Annotated in this window: 14 protein-coding genes; all 14 read right to left on the bottom strand. The window is 61.5% G+C overall.

The window, feature by feature from the left end:
- Positions 1-1,063, bottom strand: a 1,063-nt coding sequence (gene tssI / locus AACY18_RS13915; RefSeq protein WP_339465181.1) for a type VI secretion system tip protein TssI/VgrG, incomplete at its 3' end; no start/stop codon positions are given.
- 28 nt (positions 1,064-1,091) lie between these two features.
- The gene (locus AACY18_RS13910) at positions 1,092-2,093 is read right to left on the bottom strand and encodes a serine/threonine-protein kinase (RefSeq protein WP_339431530.1); all 1,002 of its coding nucleotides are present in this window, start codon (positions 2,091-2,093) and stop codon (positions 1,092-1,094) included.
- On the bottom strand, positions 2,090-2,818 hold the full coding sequence (locus AACY18_RS13905) for a PP2C family protein-serine/threonine phosphatase (RefSeq protein WP_339431529.1): 729 nt from the start codon (positions 2,816-2,818) through the stop codon (positions 2,090-2,092). Before AACY18_RS13905 ends, AACY18_RS13910 begins: the two co-directional genes overlap by 4 nt.
- Positions 2,818-6,357, bottom strand: coding sequence for a type VI secretion system membrane subunit TssM (gene tssM / locus AACY18_RS13900; RefSeq protein ID WP_339465180.1), 3,540 nt, complete (start codon positions 6,355-6,357; stop codon positions 2,818-2,820). Before tssM ends, AACY18_RS13905 begins: the two co-directional genes overlap by 1 nt.
- Before the next feature lie 13 nt (positions 6,358-6,370).
- Positions 6,371-7,246, bottom strand: a complete 876-nt coding sequence (gene icmH, locus AACY18_RS13895; RefSeq protein WP_221734220.1) for a type IVB secretion system protein IcmH/DotU — start codon at positions 7,244-7,246, stop codon at positions 6,371-6,373.
- A gap of 5 nt (positions 7,247-7,251) precedes the next feature.
- On the bottom strand, positions 7,252-8,583 hold the full coding sequence (tssK, locus tag AACY18_RS13890) for a type VI secretion system baseplate subunit TssK (protein WP_221734221.1): 1,332 nt from the start codon (positions 8,581-8,583) through the stop codon (positions 7,252-7,254).
- 2 nt (positions 8,584-8,585) lie between these two features.
- Positions 8,586-9,086, bottom strand: a complete 501-nt coding sequence (gene tssJ / locus AACY18_RS13885) for a type VI secretion system lipoprotein TssJ (protein WP_221734222.1) — start codon at positions 9,084-9,086, stop codon at positions 8,586-8,588.
- Positions 9,087-9,091: 5 nt separating this feature from the next.
- Positions 9,092-10,288 carry a type VI secretion system-associated FHA domain protein TagH gene (gene tagH, locus AACY18_RS13880; RefSeq protein WP_221734223.1) on the bottom strand — a complete coding sequence of 399 codons (1,197 nt, stop codon included), beginning with the start codon at positions 10,286-10,288 and terminating at the stop codon, positions 9,092-9,094.
- Positions 10,289-10,306: 18 nt separating this feature from the next.
- Complete coding sequence (locus tag AACY18_RS13875; protein ID WP_003229566.1) at positions 10,307-10,447, bottom strand: hypothetical protein; 141 nt, start codon at positions 10,445-10,447, stop codon at positions 10,307-10,309.
- Between the two features lie 93 nt (positions 10,448-10,540).
- Complete coding sequence (locus AACY18_RS13870; protein ID WP_339465179.1) at positions 10,541-12,061, bottom strand: sigma-54 interaction domain-containing protein; 1,521 nt, start codon at positions 12,059-12,061, stop codon at positions 10,541-10,543.
- A 10-nt stretch (positions 12,062-12,071) separates the two neighbouring features.
- Positions 12,072-14,729 carry a type VI secretion system ATPase TssH gene (tssH, locus tag AACY18_RS13865; RefSeq protein WP_339465178.1) on the bottom strand — a complete coding sequence of 886 codons (2,658 nt, stop codon included), beginning with the start codon at positions 14,727-14,729 and terminating at the stop codon, positions 12,072-12,074.
- 11 nt (positions 14,730-14,740) lie between these two features.
- A complete protein-coding gene (tssG, locus tag AACY18_RS13860) occupies positions 14,741-15,748 on the bottom strand; it encodes a type VI secretion system baseplate subunit TssG (protein ID WP_221734226.1) in 1,008 nt (335 codons plus the stop codon).
- A complete protein-coding gene (gene tssF / locus AACY18_RS13855; protein WP_339465177.1) occupies positions 15,712-17,499 on the bottom strand; it encodes a type VI secretion system baseplate subunit TssF in 1,788 nt (595 codons plus the stop codon). The genes tssG and tssF overlap by 37 nt, the downstream gene beginning before the upstream one ends.
- 144 nt (positions 17,500-17,643) lie before the next feature.
- Entirely contained in the window at positions 17,644-18,021 is a 378-nt protein-coding gene (locus tag AACY18_RS13850; RefSeq protein ID WP_336347569.1) for a hypothetical protein, read from the bottom strand.
- Positions 18,022-18,070 lie beyond the last annotated feature (49 nt).

The following is an 18,070-nucleotide window of genomic DNA, read 5'->3' as shown; positions in this document are numbered from 1 at the left end:
CGAGGAAGGTGTTGCGGTAGCCCTGGTGGAAGTCGTCCTTGTTGTCGGTGGTGTCGCTGGTCACGCCTTCTTCGAGGACTTGCGGCTGTTTGCCTTCGTGGACGATTTCGGTGAGCAGCCACAGGTCATTCCACTCGGTGCGCGGGTGGTCGGACATTTCCATGAAGTGGCCGCTGACCAGTGTGGTCTGGTCGCCGCGACCTTCGGCCTGGCGGTAGTCGGCGCGGTGGCGTTCGAGGGCGCGTTGGCTGAGGAACTTGCCGCGCGCGCGGTCGATGAAGCGGCCGGGGTAGTCGTAGTCTTCCAGATCCGGCTCAGTGCTGTCGCCTTCAGGCTTATAAGCAGCTTCCATTTGCAGGCGCGGTTTTTCGAAGTCGTAGTCGCGGCGGGTGACGCGGCGGGTGCGGGTTTCCAGGCGCAGTTTGAAGCCTTTGATCACCGGTTCTTCGGCGACCATGCCGCTGCCCTGCACGTACGCCGTTGGCTGACCGAGTTTGCGGAACACGGTCTGGTCGTCGCCGAACACCAGCAGGTGGCCTCTGTCGCTGTGCTGGAAGTGGTAGTGAATGCCCTCCTCCTCGCACAGGCGCTGGACGAAGTGCAGGTCGGTTTCGTCGTACTGCACGCAATAGTCGCGATCCGGGCACGGCTGGCTCAGCTGGAAGCTGTAGGCGTTGCCCTTGATGCCGTGTTCTTCGAGGATCAGCGCGATGATTTTCGGCGCCGACATTTGCTGGTAGATGCGCTGGTTGGTGCGGTGATGCAGGTATTGCAGTTGCGGCACCATCGACACTTTGTAGCGGGTCAGGCGCTTGCCGGCATCGCCCTGGGCGACGCGGTAGATCTGGCCGTGGATGCCTGAGCCCTGCGGATCGAATGCGAGAAACGCCTGCTTGTGCAGAAGCTTTTCCAGGTCCAGATCCGGGTTCTCGCTGACCAGTTCGAGGTCGAAACGATACGGCTGGCTGATGCCTTCGGTGCCGACAAACGACAGCACTTGCAGGTCGCCCACGTAGTCTTCGACCTTGAGGCTGAAGTGGGTTTCGTTAGCTGAATTGAACATCGTGTGCTCCCTGTTCGAATGTCATCCGTTACGCCCGAAACCGCAGACGTTGTAGCCAGGACGAAGTGGCGCCCAAGGCGTCACGCAATTGGTCGGCAGTGATGGTGCGTGCTGCCGGATCAAAGCTCAGCGCGGTTCGCAGCGCTGGCCAGCCGTGTTTGGGTAAATTCGCCGGTGCTTGCAGTTCGCGCTCCAGGTGCTCGTCGCGGGCCTGGGTCGAGGGCAAGCGGCGGAACGGGTGTTTGCCGCTCGCCAGTTCATAAATCACACAGGCCACGCCGTACACGTCTGCGCTGGCCGACAAGGGTTGGCCCTCAAGCAGTTCGGGGGCGGCGTAGCCCGGGGTCCAGGCGTTGAAGCGTTCGCGGCTCAGGTGCGGCAGGCCGGGCAAGGTGCCCTCTTCTGCCTGGCCCAAACCGAAGTCGAAGAGGCGCAAGCCGTCTTCGCTGAGCATGACGTTGCTCGGTTTCATGTCGCCGTGCAGCACGCCGCGACGGTGGGCGTAGGCCAGCGTGTCGAGCAGCGGCAGGACGATGTCGCGCAGTTCTTTCCACGGCAGGCCCAGTGGCCGCTCGCAGAGCAATTTGTCCAGGGTCAGGCCACGCATGTATTCCATGGTGATGAAGGCCCGCTGGCAATCGGTGTCGACTTCAAAGGTGTGTGCGCGCACAACGTTGTCGTGGCGCAGGCGTCGGGTCAGGGCGAACTCGCCGTAGAGCAAGGCACTGGCGTCCGGCGATTCGGCAAATTCTTCGCTGAGGATTTTCAGCGCGATGTAAGGGTCGGGATCGCCGAACTGTTCGTGCAGCAGATCCCTGGCCCGGTAAACAGCGCCCATGCCGCCCGCCCCGAGCAGACGCTCGAGGTGGTAGCGACCGGCGAGTATGTCTGGCAGTGCACCGATGCTGGCCTTGGTTGGCGCTGGCAAAGGTTCTGCTTTGTGTTCCTTGGCGAAGGCAAAGTAGGTCAGGTTGTTGGCCTGTTCTTCGCTCATCAGCACGTCATCGATGGGTGATTCGATGTTGGTCATTGGCGGATCACCACGGCTGTCAGGTTGTCGCGAGCGGAGCCCCGCAGGGCGCCGTCGAACAAACGTTCCAGCGCCACATGTGGCGCGCTGAGGCTGAGGGCGTTGCCGAGGGCATCGCTGCTCAGGCCTTGGTACAAACCATCGCTGCACAGCAAAAACGCATCGCCCGGATACACCTCAAGTTCCAGTACATCCAGGGTCAGTGTTTCGGCGGCGCCGACGGCTCGGGTCAATGCCTGAGCCGCCGGGTGCGCTGCCGCCTGTTCGACGCTCATTTGCTGTTCGTCAATCAGTTGCTGTTGCAGCGAATGGTCTTTGGACAGTTGATACAAACGCTGCCCGCGCCACAGATAACAACGGCTGTCGCCAGCCCAAATGCAGGCCGCGCGATTGCCGTCCATCAGCAGCGCCACGACGGTGCTGCCCATGATGCTGTCGTGACGTCCGGCGGTGACGGTCAACTCTTGTCCCAAACGCCGATTCAACCAGTGCAGGCACTGGCGAATGGCTTTGAGGCGCTCGTCGAAGTCATCGTGTTGCGGCAAATCAGCCAGGCTGGCGACGATCAACTGGCTGGCGATGTCGCCACCCTGATGACCGCCCATGCCGTCCGCGACCACCCACAGCCCCTGCTGCGGATTGTCGAGGAAGGCATCTTCGTTGCGCGCCCGCACCTTGCCCGGGTCGGTACGCGCCGCGCTGCGCCAGGGACTGGCCACGAGCATCAGAGCTGCACCGGCATACGGAAGGTGCGCAGTACGCCCATGTCGAAAGGGTTCGGCGTGCGTTGGCTGGACAGCAGGTAGTTGGCACGCAGGCCACCCACATTGGCTTTGAGCACCAACACGTCACGACCGCTCAGGTACTCGGTCTGCATCAGGTCGAACAGACGGAACAGCGACCATGGGCCGGAGTTCTTCTCGATACCGATCGGGCGCCCCGCCATCTTGTCCATCACCAGGCTGGTGCGACCGTCTTCAGCATCGGTTGGCCATTTGAACGACATGGGCAGGATCGGGCCGTGACGGTATTCCATGGTCTGGTCGCCGAACTTGAATTCGGAACGGCTGACGGCAGGGTCGAGGGTGTACGGCTCCAGTTTGAACTGCACTTGCGGTTCGGCCGGGTTGATCGAGAAGAAGCTCTTGCGAATCGTCTGCGCAGCGGCCATCTGATCGAGGTAGACCTTGGACACCGGCAGGCTGTGGCCGTCGACGCTGCGCATCCGGTAGTTGCCCGGATCACCGCTGACAAACGGACGCATGTAGTTGTCGAAGAAGCGGTCAACAACGCCTTGCGCCTTGAAGAAATCGCGGAAGTCGCTGATCGCCACGTCGCTGGTGCTGCTGGCGCTGAACGGATAGCGCTTGCTGATGGTTTTGCCATACACGCTGTACAACTCGTTCTGATAACGGCCGTTCAGGTATTGGTAGGCATCGCTGAGCACCAGGCGCCAGGAGTCTTCGGCCAGCACGTTGAACCACACGCTGAGCGGACGCGGCAGACGACCGGAGGCATTGCGCAGGTTAGTCAGCGCATCACGCTGGCCGCCCATGCGGGTTTTCGCCAGTTCGAACGCGGCTTGTTCCGGCGTGCTGGAACGGGCCAGGCTGGCCAGTTGCAGTTGCAGGTCGTTGAGCGCGCTCAGTGCCGGGGTCAGATCAGCGGCCGGGCCGTTGTTGTCATCGAGCAAGCGATGCAGCGGTTCAAAGCGACGTTGCAGCGACTTCTTGGCAGTGTCCGGCAGGTTTTTCGCGACGTTCAGGGCCGAAGCCTTGTCGGCTACCGCCGACGCCAGTTTGCCGACTTTGCCCAGTTTGCCTTTCTGCCCAGCCAAGGCATCGGCAGCATCGCCGGCCTCGTCCACCGGATCAGCGGCCGCCGGGAAGCGGGTGTTTTCACGCACTTCAGTCAGCAATGCCAGCACCGGCGAGTTGGCCGAGGTCAGGCCCGCCTGTTGCTCGGCGCCTTCACCGGCGTCGTTGATTGGCGGCAATGCCACCTGGCCAACGGCTTCGCTCCAGTAGTTGGCGTAGTCGCGGAAGTACAGTTGCTCCAGTTCGACCATCAGGCGACGCAAGTCCATGTCGCTGATGCCCGCGCCTTCGCCCAGCACCCAGTTGTCACGCAGGATGTCGGTGACCAGTGCCGAGCCCTGCACCGAGAAGTACTGCTGATAACCCTGTTGAGTGTAGAACCCCGGGATCACGTAGTCGGTGCCGATGAACAGCGAGCCCTGCGGGCCGAGGTGTTGGCTGAAACGGTATTCCGGCAGGTTGCGCGCCTGCTCGCGGAGCATGCGGTAGACCACGGTGGCCAACGATTCGCTGCGCAAGACCTGACGCGCCTGAGCCACCAACTGATCGTTCAGCGGGTAGATGAAAGGCTGTTTCAGCAGGCGTTCGAGGTGGTGGTTCAGGCCGTTCTGCACCGCGGTGTTGCCGGTGTAGCGCTGCGACCAGTCGGTAGCCACCCAGTCCTTGAGCCATGCCGCATCGCGACGATCCTTCATGTTCAACATCAGGTACGCACGCAGGCTGTTGATCAGGCGTTCGCGGTCCTTCATGTTGGCGCGGATCTGGCCTTCGAGCAGGGTTGCGACGCGGGGCAGCAGTTGCGTTTCAAGCTCGCGCTCGTAAGCTTCCTTGACCACCGGATTAACGTCTTCGCCCTGATACAGGCCGCCACGCTCGTGGTACGACACGTCGCCCTTTTTCGGGAACGCCTGCGTTGCCGCGTAGCTGGTGTCGAGGGTTTTCAGCGCGCCCATCGCGTCATCACGCGGGGACAGCACCGAACGCTGCTGATTCCAGTTCTGCGCCAGATTGCGCAGGTTTTCCAGACGCTCGTAGTTGGCCGAGAAACCGCCCGCCCAGAGCATGCCGAACAACGCCAATGCCGCCAGTGCGCCGACGTACAGCGCACGTTGGCCCCAGTGGATGCGGCTGCGTTCGCGCTTGTCCAGACCGGCCAGATCGGCCTCGGGGAAAATCACCTGGCTGAACAAATGGTGGATGAATCGCGAGCGACCGCTGCGCAAGGTCGGCAATACACCGGCATTGATGCCCAGGTTGGCACCGATAGCGGCAGTGGTCGCATCCATCTCTTGGGTCAGGTGCGGTGCGCTGGTCAGGTAGAAACCGCGCAGTTGCGTGGCACGCTGGTAACGGTTGCCGGTGAACGCCATGTCGACGAACAGGCACAGGCGCTCGCCGATCTGCCCCAATTGATGCGGGAAGTCGAGGATGCGGCCACGGCGCTGAGTGTCGCGCTCGGAGTGCATGCGCATGATCACTTGGCTGTTGAGGCGACGCAGCAGTTCTTCGAACTCGTTGCGCAACACCGCCACGTCGGTGCCCTGTTGATCCTTGCGGAAACTGGTACCGAGCACTTGATCGCTTTCTTCGCGGGTCAATTGATCGAAGAACTCGTCAAAACCCAGCAGCTTGTCGGCCTTGCTCAGTACCAGATACACCGGCACGTCGACGTGCAGCTTCTGATAGATCTCTTGCAGGCGACCACGCACCTGGCGCGCCAGGGTGTCGATGTCTTGCTCGCTACCACCGGTGAGGGTTTCCACCGGGATGGTCACCAGCACGCCGTTCAACGGACGACCGCGACGACGTTTGCGCAGCAGTTCCAGCAAGGTGGTCCAGGCACTGCCGTCGACGTCTGCTTCGCCCTGGGTCATGTAACGCCCGGCGGTGTCGATCAGCACGCCGTGGTCGGCGAAGTACCAGTCGCAATGACGGGTGCCTTGGGTGTCGCGGGTCAGCTTGCGGTCGATCTTGTTGATCGGGAATTCCAGACCGGAGAAGTCCAGCAGGCTGGTCTTGCCGCTGGACTGCGGGCCGATCAACAGATACCACGGCAGTTCGTTGCGCCAGCGCTCGCTGCGGCCACGATACAGGCTCGAGGTTTTCAGGGTTTTCAGCGCGTCTTTGAAACGCGCCTTCAACTCTTTCTGTTCGTCGTCGATCAGCTCTTCGCGGCGGATGCGATCCTGGCCGTCTTCGGTGGCTTCGACTTCTTTCTTGCGTACACCGGCGCGCCAGCTGACGAAGACCATGGTCAGGCCCCAGATCAGGAACAGCACGGCGATGGTCAACAGGCGAGAGGTCGGGCTCTCCCAGAACTTGTAGTCATCAACCGCCAACAACGGGCCAACGAACCACACCAGCAGTGCCACGAACAGCACCAGCAGCAGGGTCCAGACCCAGGTCTGGCGCAGGAAGGCGCCGACTTTCTTGAAAAACTTTTTCATCACACGTCCCTGTTTACGGCTGCGACTGCGGTTGAACCGCGGCTGGATCAAGCGGCTGGTAAGGTTGCAGCACGGTGTCGCGCTGCTCACCCAAGACCCAGGCGAAGCCCGAATACATCACCACCAGACAGACGAAAGTGAACAACACCACCATCCATGCCGGCACGATGCGCACCAGGTTGCGGCGCTGATCGTTCAAGCCTTCCCAATGCGGCGACAACTCACGCGGCACGTCGCCACGCAACTGACGGATCTGCCGGTACAAGGCGTCGCGGATGCCTTCAAGCTCGAGCATGCCGCGTGCCTGTACGCGGTACTTGCCCTCGAAACCGAGGGACAGGCACAGGTACATCAGCTCCAGCATTGGCAGGTGTTTGACCGGGTTCTTCGAGAGCCGATCGAGCAGTTGGAAGAACTTCTCGCCCCCGAAGGTTTCGTTGTGGAAGCTGCTGAGCAGGCTCATCTGCGACCATTCGCTTTCGTTGCCCCACGGCGTGGTCACGACGGCTTCGTCGACCACGGTGCAGAGCACGTAACGCGCCGCCATCACCTGGCTGCTTTCGGCGCCGTTGTGCAGGGCGCTCACTTCAAACAGCTTGAGCCCGGCGGTCAGGCGCGCGTTGAGCGCATAAAGGTCTTCGCGGGTTTCGCTGTGCTTGAGGCGCACCACTTCCGAGAGCAACTCGGACGACGCGGCGACCAGCGAATTGAGGCTGATGTTGAACGCTTCCGCCGGGCGCACGCGTGCGGCGTAGATCATGCGTTCTTCCAGTTGCTCGAAACGCGGCGGCGCGGCGAAGTCGGTCAGTGGACTCGACGCCGGTCCGTGGCCCTGACGGTCGAGCAAGACTGTTTTGTCGTCCTGGCTGTATTCCGTTTCCGTGTTCATGTCGGTCAGTTCCTGATGGCCCAGAATTTCAGTTCAAGCTCGGCGAATTCGCCGGACACATGGAACGCGAAGCCGCCGGAGCGCTCGAGTTGTGCCAGATCTTCGGAACTGAGTTCGAGGATGAAATAGGTTTTGTTCGAGTGGAACGCGATCTGCCGTGGAGCGACGGGCAAAGGTTTGACCTTGATCCCCGGCAGGTGCAGGTTGACCAGTTGGCGGATACGCTCCACCGGGCCCACCTTGAGGTGCGCCGGCAAGCGGTGGCGCAGTTCTTCGGAGTCGCAGTTGGCACTGGCCGCCAGCACGAACGACGCCGAGCCCAGCAGTTTGTGGTCGTGCAACGGCGACACGATGATCCCGTACTGCCGCGCTTGCAGGATCAGTTCGATGGCGTGCTGCTCAAGCACCATCGACAGCACCTGACGGATCGCGTCCATCAGTTTGCGAAAGCTCGCGCCCTGGTCGGCGTGGGAGTAGCGGCTGTCCAGGCGCGGGCGTTTGCTCTCGCCGGAGAAGGTCGCCAGATCGCCGAGCATGGTCAGCAACGTGCGGTACAACTCTTCCGGGTGCACTTGCTCCAGGCCGAGGTAGTGGCGCAGCAGCAGTTCGGTGCGGTTGATCAGTTGCAGCATCATGAAGTCACCGACTTCGGCACCGCCGACCTTGCCGTTGGAGCGAATCCGCTCGGCAATGGTGTCGCCACGGTGGCTGAGCATGCTGATGACTTCTTTCAGGCACGACAGCAAGTAGCTGGAAGCGTGAGCCTGAATGTAGGTCGGCACGAAGTCCGGATCGAGGCTGATCACGCCGTCGGGCGTGGTGTCGAGTACGTCGCAGATCTTCAGCTTCACGTAGGCCTGATCGCTCTGCTGCTCGCCGAGCAACAGTTTGAAATCGGGGCGGCCACAGCTGACCTGGCTGGCCGAGTCGTCGCCGGCGTTGGAATCAGCGACTTCGGCGTCGTACGCGGTGTAACGCGCCAGCACGTCGGATTGCTCCGGACGGCGCGATTCGATGTGGTTGCCGGTGACCAGTGGCAGCGCCAGGTAGATCGGCGTGTTGCCGGTGTTTGGCGGTACGTCCAGCGCCAGCGGTTCGGTGTTGCCACCGAGTTCGAACAGGCTGCCGTCCGGCAGAATCCCCGAGGCTTCACTGATCACCAGTTTGCCCATGTTGAGGAACTGCAAGTCGATCTCCAGATTGAGGAAACCCCAGGTGTAACCGCCCAGCAACTGGGTACGGGTTTTCATCTGGTGATCGTAATAGCGATCGTTGTGCTGGAAGTGCTGCGGACGCAGCAACATGCCTTCCTGCCAAATGACTTTATGGGTATTCATGTTCAGTCATCCGCCTTGGCGAGCACTTGATGGGTGTTGCGAATACCGGCCTGGTCGAGGGTCAGGTCCGCCTCGGTGATTTCCAGCGGGGTGATCTGCACCGTGTAGCGCCACTGGGTTTCCGGCAGGTCACGGTAGGCGGCGAGAACGCCAACATAGCGGCTGCCCTCCTCCACGCTGAGTTTCATTTCCACGGTTTCACCCGGGCGCAGTTCGAGTTCTTCGCTGGCCACCAGATCCGGGTTGAGGGATTCCTTGGCTCGCTCGTAGAGGCTGAAGAAGTCAGCGTTCTCGAAGGTCACCGGGTGCTTGAGTTCGAACAGGCGCACCACGATCGGCGACGGGCGGCCGTTGAGGTCAGGGTTCAACTGATCGCTGCCGGTCAGTTTCAGGTTGATCTTGGTCACTTTCGAGTACGGCGACAGCGACGAGCAACCGGCGAGCAGCACCAGCACGGTGAGCGCAGTCAGCGTCTTGAAAAAAGCGGTCGAGCGGCGAGACATGCGCATCATCCTTGGTGGTCGGTGTGGAGGGTGGAGATCAGGCGGATCTGTTCTTCGTAGGCCTGGGCGAAGTCGCGGGCCAGCAGACGCTCGCTCCAGTCATCGTCCTGACGCAGGGCCTGGTGGTAACGGCCGAACGCTCTCCAGCGCCCGCCCGACGTGGCGATCAACGGCTTGTTGTCGCGCTCGAAACGCAGGGTCAGTTGCTCGGGCGAGAAGTGTTCCAGCGTGCCGCGCACGGCGGCACGGCTGGCGGTCAGCAAAGCCACCTGATGCGCCTGCAAATCCCGGAACGCACGGGAAATCGCCTGTTCGGCCGGCAAATGCCCGGGTTTGCTTGGCTGCAACAGAATCTGCAGCGCTTCGCTCGGGTCGACGGCGAATTTCAGCGGGTTCTTGTTGGTGCCTTGCACGGTGGTCTGGGCCAGACGCAGCTCGTTTTTCAACTCCGAACGGGTGCGCAGGCTCTGCTGCAAACCACCGACACTTTGACGCAACAGACGCGCGGCGTTCAGCGCCAGGGCTTCGCGTTCGTCGTGGCTGACGCCTTTGAGATCCACACCCAGCGCGGCGCCGAAATGCTCCCAGAAACCTTCGCTTTGGCGCTCAACGGCTTTGGGTGCCGGAGCAGGCTCAGGTTCGGCGGGCGCGGCGATCAGCTCCGGCACCATCAGGCTTTCCATGTCGATGCGAGCGTAGTCGGCACGCTGACGGGAGTCTTCAGGTTTGGTGTTGGGCGCCAGCAGTTCGTCGATTTCCGAATAGACGCGCTCTTGCTGTTCGAGGGCGTTGAGCGGGTCGAGGTCGAGGAACGCGTCGTCCGGGATGATACTGCCAGCGGCGCGTGGACGGCCGACTTCGCCGTCGAAGGTCGCCGGGTCACGCACCAGTCGCGCACGGATCTCGAAGTCGCCCAGCACGTAGGTGCTGCCGTGTTCGATGCGGACCGGTTCGCCCTTGTGCAGGCGTGCGCCGCTTGCGCCATCCTGGACACCATTGCTGCTGGTGTCGGTCAGGAAAAACGTGCCCTCACGGTAACTGACAATCACATGATGATTGGACAGATGACGCTTGCGGTCAGGGATGATCCAGTCGCAGTCCTCGCCTCGCCCGATGACGCCGCCAGCCTGTTTGAAGGTCTTCTGGCACAACTCGGTGGGCACGAACTGCTTGGTGTTCAGCATTTCGAAAACCAATTCCATGTTTGATGCTCCTTGCGGTCACTTGCCGCGATTGACCGCTTGCGGATCACCCAACGGGCGATAGTCGTTGTCGTTGAATTTGTAATTGCCGCTACAGCCGCCAAGGCCGCATAGAACGACGAGGGTCAGCAGGACAGCGTGCCAGTGACGAACAGACATCAGAGGGTCTCCAGGGGTAGACAAAGCACAAAGCGCCGACCCTTGCGGGCGGCGCTGAAATAGTTTTTTTGCGGCGAAATCGATGATCGTGGCCTATCCATCGAAATCTCCAAGATTGATATTCAGGCGCCCGAGGCGGTACAGCAGCGTGCGCCGAGGCAGGCCCAACTCACGGGCGGCGAGGGTCTGGTTGCCGTCGTTCTTGCGCAGGCAATCGAGCAACAACGAGCGCTCGACCTGCTCCATACGCTCGCGCAGATTCAGGCCGCTGTTGTCTTCGAACATGGGTTCCATGCGCAGGGAGAAATGCTCGGCCAGCAACTCGCCGCCCTCGCACAGCAGTACCGCACGCTCGACCAGGGCCTTGAGTTCACGGACGTTGCCGGGGAAGGTATAACCGCACAGGTGTTCAAGTGCTTCTTCGGACCAGCACACCGGGTCACGCTGCAAGAAAGAGCAGGTCTTCTCGGCAAAATGGCGGGCCAGATCAAGAATGTCGCCTTCGCGCTGACGCAGGGCCGGCAGCACAATCGGAAATTGCGCGAGGCGGTAGTACAAGTCTTCGCGGAATTTGCCTTCGCTGACCAGCACCGCCAGATCACGGTGAGTCGCGGCAATGATGCGCACGTCGATCTTGTGCGTATCGTTGGAGCCTAGCGGACGAATCTCGCCTTCTTGCAACACGCGCAGGATTTTCGCCTGCAACGACAGCGGCATGTCGCCGATTTCGTCGAGCAACAGCGTGCCGCCATTGGCCGCGTCGAACAGCCCGGCGCGGTCGCGATCGGCACCGGTGAATGCACCTTTGCGATAGCCGAACAGCTCGCTTTCCAGCAGGCTCTCCGGGAATGCCGCGCAGTTCTGCACAATGAACGCTTGCGAACGGCGCGGGCCGCAATCGTGAATCGCTCGCGCAACCACTTCCTTGCCGGTGCCGGTTTCGCCGCGCAGCAGCACCGTGTAAGGGCTGTGCAGGACTTTGCTGATCAACGAGTAGGTCTGGCGCATCGCCGCGCTTTTGCCGATCAGCCCATAACCACTGATGCTCGGCACACTGCGCAACACCGGTGCCGAGACGTCCTGAGGTTGACGCAGGCGTTGCAGCAAGTGCAATTGGCCGAGTACGAACGAGCCGAGTTGGCCGAGCGAGTCGGCAAAGCCTTGCAGGTCGGTGCGATGGCGGCTGGCACACAACAGCAAGCCTTCGACAGCCTTGTGCTGGTTGACCAGCGGCACGCACAGCAGCGACTGCCACGGTACTGCCACGGCCGGCAGAAAACTGGTTTCGTGCAGGCTGGCGCTCAAATCGTCGAGGCACACCACGCGGTTCTGGCACAGCGCAAATTGCAGCAGTTGCTCACCGTTGTAGTCCGCCGGCAGGCTCGCCGCTTGACGCGGTTGCAGCGCGCCGTCGAGGTATTCGGCGTTCATGCCCAGGCAGGTGTGGGTGGCGTCGAGCAGATACAGTTGCGTCAGTTCGCAACCACTCAGCCCGGCCAGCCCACGCACAAAGTCACTCAATAGCGCAGCACCGTCCGCCGCCCGCGAAAGGCTGGCGAACTGCGCCAGCAACGCTTCGGCATAGACCAGCGGCTGCGGCACTTGAGTGAACATCACGCCCACCTCAGGCAAACTCGCACGTCACGCTGGCGTCGCCGTCGAGCGTGGCATGCACACGCTTGAGGCTTTCACCGGTGGCCATCGCATCGAGCAGACGATCCGCCACCAACGGCAGGACGTGCTGATCAAGCAAGTGGTCGATCAGACGCGCGCCGCTGTCGCTTTGAGTGCAGCGCTCGGACAGGTGATCGACGAGGTTCTGGCACCAGCTGAAATCCAGCTGACGACGGTTGAGGCGCTCGCCAAGACGACCGAGTTTGATCTCGATCAGCTCGCGCAGCACAGGGCCGCCGACCGGGTAGTACGGCACCACTTTCATCCGTGCCAGCAGCGCCGGTTTGAAGTGCTTGCTGAGTACCGGGCGAATGGTTTCTTCGAGCTGTTCGGCGGTTGGCCGCGCGCCGTCTTCGCAGAGGTCGCTGATACGGTCGCTGCCCAGGTTCGACGTCATCAGGATCAGCGTGTTACGGAAGTCGATCTCGCGTCCTTCGCCGTCATTGGCCACGCCTTTGTCGAAGATTTGGTAGAACAGGTTGAGCACGTCCGGGTCAGCCTTTTCGACTTCATCGAGCAGCACCACCGAGTACGGCTTCTGGCGCACGGCCTCGGTGAGCATGCCGCCTTCGCCGTAACCGACGTAGCCCGGTGGCGCACCGATCAGGCGCGAAACGGTGTGTTTCTCCTGGAACTCGGACATGTTGATGGTGGTGATAAAACGATCACCGCCGTACAACAGGTCGGCGAGGGCCAGCGCGGTTTCGGTTTTGCCGACGCCGCTCGGGCCGACCAGCAGGAACACGCCGACCGGTGCATCAGGTTTGTTCAGGCCAGCCGCGGTGGCACGCATCGAGCGATCCAGTGCGTGGACGGCTTGTTCCTGACCCCGGATGCGCGTGCGCAGGTCGGTGACGAAACTGGCGACTTTGGCGTTGTGCTCACGGGCCAGTTGCGCCAAAGGTACGCCGGTCCAGGCGCTGATCACTTCAGCCACCAGACGCGGGCAGACTTCGAAGCTGACCAGACGCTCTTTGACCTGAGCGGCGGTCAATGCGCTGTGGGTTTCGTTGAGCTGGGCTTCCAGCGCTTCGACGCTTTGACCTTCCTCGACTTCAGCGACGAGGGTTTCAATCACGGTGCCTTCGGCGTCTTCTTCGATGTTGACGGTCGGCTCGACGGCTGCGGCTTCACGGGCCTTGGCCAGTTGCTGACGCAGTTCCAGCAGGCGTTCGGCCAGTTGCTTCTGTTCAGTCCACAGGGCTTCCAGTGCAACCATTTCGTTTTCGGCTTCGTCCAGCCGCGCTTCCAGTGCCTCCAGCGCTTCGTGGTCGATCAGCAGACCGGCCTCGGCGTCGCGACGCAGGGCCTGGCGCTGACGGCCACCTTCAGCCAGTTCGCCACGCAGGCGCTCAAGGCTTTCCGGGGCGGCGGCGAGGCTGATGCGCACGCGGGCGCAAGCGGTGTCGAGAACATCGACGGCTTTGTCCGGCAGTTGCCGACCGGCCAGATAACGCGCGGACAACTCAGCAGCAGACACCACCGCGTCATCACGCAGGTAAATGCCGTGGCTCTTCTCGTAGACCTGAGCCAGACCACGAAGGATGGTCACCGCTTCGCTGACGGTCGGTTCGTGCAGTTGTACCGGTTGGAAACGACGGGCCAGCGCCGGGTCTTTCTCGAAGTATTTCTTGTACTCGGCCCAAGTGGTCGCGGCGATGGTGCGCAACTCGCCACGCGCCAGCGCCGGTTTCAACAGGTTGGCCGCGTCGGAACCGCCGGCATTGCCGCCCGCGCCGATCAGCGTGTGAGCTTCATCGATGAACAGAATGATCGGCTTGGGCGAGGCTTTGACTTCGTCGATCACGCCTTTGAGGCGACGCTCGAATTCACCTTTGACGCTGGCGCCGGCCTGCAACAGGCCCATGTCCAGCGACAGTAGCTCAACGCCTTTGAGCACTTGCGGCACTTCACCGGCAGCGATGCGCGAGGCCAGGCCTTCGACGATGGCGGTTTTACCGACACCGGCCTCACCCACCACGATCGGGTTGTTCTTGCGGCGACGGGCGAGGATGTCGACCATCTGACGGATCGCGCCGTCACGGCACAGCACCGGGTCGAGTTTGCCGTCGCGGGCCTGTTGGGTCAGGTTGTGGGTGAAGCGCTGCAACAGCGATTCGCCCTGAGCGGCCGGTTTGCCGTTGGCCGCCGGTTGCTCCTGTTGCGACAGGGCAAATTCTTTCAGGCGATCGATGTTCAATTTGGCGAGCAGCGGCTGATAACGGCTGCCGGCATAACGCATCGGGTTGCGCAGCAGCGCGAGGATCAGCGCGGCGTCTTCGACCTGGGTCTGGCCCAGTTCGAGGTTGGCCACGAGCAAGGCGTCTTGCAGCCATTGCACCAGTTCCGGGGCAAACACCGGGTTGCGCGAAGCGCTGTGTTCAACACGCGATTGCAGCGCGGCGCTGAGCTCACCGGCATCGACATCCGCGTCTTGCAACGCGCGGGCGAGCAACCCGTTCGGACGTTCCAGCAGGCCGAGCATCAAGTCTTCGACGAGGATCTTGCTGCCGCCACGGGCGACGCAACGCTCGGCCGAACGCTCCAGGTCACGACGGGTTTCGGCGTCCAGCGCCTGGATGAGTTGTTGCAGGTCTACGTTGATCATGGCTCACGTCCTTAATGAATTTTGCTGCCCAGGGTCACCACGCCGTCCGCTTTCTCGCGGCCCAGCCAACTGGTCCAACCGAGGCGACAGGCGTTCTGCTCACCGATGCGCAGTTCGCGGATTTCTTCCTGGCGCAAAACCAGGCGAATGTCGTAATCGAGCGGGTCACGCAGGGTGAACCGCACCAGCGCGCAGAGCGGCTGGTAACCGAAGCCGATCGGCAGGAATTCATGGAATCGCTGCCAATCGAGTTGGGTGATGTGAATGCGGAATTTGCCGCTGCGGTCGCGTACGTGTTCGCCGAGCACCAGGTCTTCGCCGAGCATGCTGTTGGCGCGCCCCAGACGGTTGCGCTGCTCTTCGAGAATTTCCACGCGGCGTTCGATGCACTGCTCAATGACCAGGTCTTCGTGCTTGAAGTAGTAACGCAGCACGGCTTCGATCAGTGCCGCCGAGTGCGCCCGCAAGCTGAGCAGGCCAAGGTACGGCAGCAGGCGTTTCCAGTTGAGTTCCTTGGCTTTGCGGATTTCTTCGCCGCCCAGACCGATCAACGCAAACAACTGCGACGAGAACGGGTCGATCGCGCCGCTCTGGAAACTCGCGCGGTAGCGGTACTTGCGCCAGATCGGCAGCATCAGCCGTTGCAGGCGATGGTGGAACAGATCGAGGAAGTTGCGTGTCGGGTTGCCGTCTTCACTGTCGCCCAGTGCCTGTTCGCCGTAGAACGCCGGCAGCGGCGAACCGGAGCCGACCAGGCCGATCAGGTTGAAACGTACGCGCGCGCGCATCTGCCCGTGCTCTTCGAAAAACTCCACGCGATCGACATCGCTGCGCGGGAATCCGAGGCTCGGGTTGGCCTGGAATTCCACCTGATCGTACAAATCGTCTTCGCTCAGGTGCGGGTGTGCATCGCGCAGTCGGTCGATCACCAGCAGCACGGCCTGAAACAGCGAGTATTCGCGTATTACCCGGGTCAACCCGCTTAAAGCAGGGGTTGCAGACCCATACGTGGTGTCCATTGGTACACCTCTCCCTGTGTGCTTTTTACCCGCAGTTCATGGAATGAATTGAGACTGGCGTAAAGCGCGAAAAACTCGTTAAGAACGGAGGCGAAAACGAACAGGTCGCCTTCACCGATATACCCTTCCGGGTCGATGGTCAGTTCGGTGCGCAAACCGCGCACCGGCAGGCCACGGTGCAGCCGATCGACGTGGTGGTGCTTGATGTGCTTGAGACCACCGAGCAGGCGTTTGCTGACCTTCTCCGCGTGCTGGTCGTAGTAGCGCGGCAGGTCGTAGGTTTCCAGAATCACCTTCAACGCATTGACGTCGGCCAGCGACAGATAGTTAAGCGACATGTTGCTGATCAGCTTCCACAGGAAGTCACGGTTCAGCGGCGGCGCGAAACTCGAGGTGGCCGGGGTGATGTTGCGGAAACTCAAGAACTCCGGCGTCTCCTCGCAAGCCATGCAGATGTCGCCGAGCTTGAGCTTCTTCGGCAGGTTCTGGTTGGTGCACATCAGCTCGATCGACAGCGTTTCGTGGGCCTCGGTGTGGCGGATGCCGAAGCTCAGGTAAGTGTCGAGGCCGTCGTGCAGCAAGGATGAACGCTGGCGGATGCTGTAGTGCGGACGGCTGTTGGGCACGTCGAAACTCGGGTCGTGCTCGAAGGATTCGAACGGCACGTACTCCTGATAACCGAGGCCGCCGGGCTTCCAGCCGGTCACGGTTTCCACCGAGAACACGCCGCAGTTTTCCAGATCGTATTCCGCCGGCAGCAGCAGGTACTCGTCCTGCTTGCCATCGAGGCGGATCGGCAGCGCGTCGTGTTCGAACAGGTTGACGATCGGCGTGCAGAACAGCTTCACGTTATCCAGCGTCGGGCGCATGCGCATGATCCCGCTCTTGCGGATATCAAAGCGCAGCTCCAGGCCGCGCATCTGCTTGAGGGTGTCTTCCGGCAACGCTTTGAGAATGTCCAGACCGTTGACGTCGACGAACAGGAACTTGTCCTGGAAGGCGAAATATTCCTGCAGGTAGCGATAGCCACGGAAGGTGTTCAGCGGATACGGGATCAACGCTTCTTCTTCGGCAAAGCCCACCGGTTTGACCCGGTCACCCGGAATCTTGAACGCCATCGGCTTGCCGCTGACACCATCGATCGGCTTGCCTGCACCGTCGAGCGGGATCAGCTCGATGCCTTCCAGGTTGCGCAGCAGACTCAGGTAGAGCATCTGGCTGATGTAGCGCTCACCGGCAAAGTGCAGGCGCAGCTTGCTCAGTTCCAGCTCACCGAGGTGGCCGTCGGCGCTCATCTCCAGACGCAGGCTGAGCAGCGAACCGTCGCCCTTTACCGAGTAGTTCAGCGCAGCCAGATCCAGCGGCAACACTTCGGTCGGGTAGCAAGTGCGGAAGCGGCAGCGCACGTCTTCGATCGGCTTGCTTTCCACCGGCGTATCGCGCTCGACCACCAGCGCCGGGCCCGAACGTTGAAGCGGATCAAACTGCAAAATGCTGAATGCCGGTAGCGGGCGCATGTAGTTCGGCCACAGCAGTTGCATCAGCGAATGGCTGAGCTCCGGCAGTTCGTCATCAAGCTTCTGCCGCAGACGCCCAGTCAGAAACGCAAAGCCTTCGAGCAACCGCTCCACGTCCGGATCCCGCCCAGCCTGCCCCAGATACGGAGCCAGCGCCGGACTACGCTCGGCGAAACGGCGACCGAGTTGGCGCAGTGCGGTGAGTTCGCTTTGGTAGTAGTGGTTAAAGGACACGGGTTACCTGCCTGGTAGTGGATCGCATGAAAAACATCCTTTGGAGCACGATTGTCGTTGCGGACATACAGCGTCTCCTGGCGATGCGCTTCCGGGTGTTGATGGCCGAATGAAGGATCGTTTGCGCGACGCGCACGTAGATATTCATCGCTGTGCGGCTCCTTGTTTTTGCGGAGTGATCTCGACGCCCGTATACACATAGAGCTCTTCGCCGCCGTAGCCACCAATTGCTGCAGCGCTGAGTGGATGGCTATCCCGGGTGCCATATCGAACCCAGCCTTCTGTCCACATCTGACCATTTTCGTGACGAATCTCCACGTAATAGTCGGGCGCTTCGTGCTTGGTGACCTCGACAAAAACCCCGCCATCCTCGGCGCCAATCCACAACGCATGGGGATGAGCGAAGAGCTTTGGTTCGGTCGAGCTTTCCATTCGCAACAGCAACGCGAAGCCGACCAGAATCGTCAGCAAACCGACCGAGCAGAGGAAAGCGGCAAGGCATTGCCACGCTCTTGATTTCATTGAGCCGTTCCCGCACAAAAACTTCATGGGCAGAAAGAACCATCAGTAA

The organism is Pseudomonas sp. EA_65y_Pfl2_P74, from assembly GCF_963970575.1.
Taxonomy (GTDB): Bacteria; Pseudomonadota; Gammaproteobacteria; order Pseudomonadales; family Pseudomonadaceae; genus Aquipseudomonas; species Aquipseudomonas baetica_A.
The sequence above is the reverse complement of the archived record's forward strand: the minus strand, read 5'-3'. Positions and strand labels throughout refer to the sequence as shown.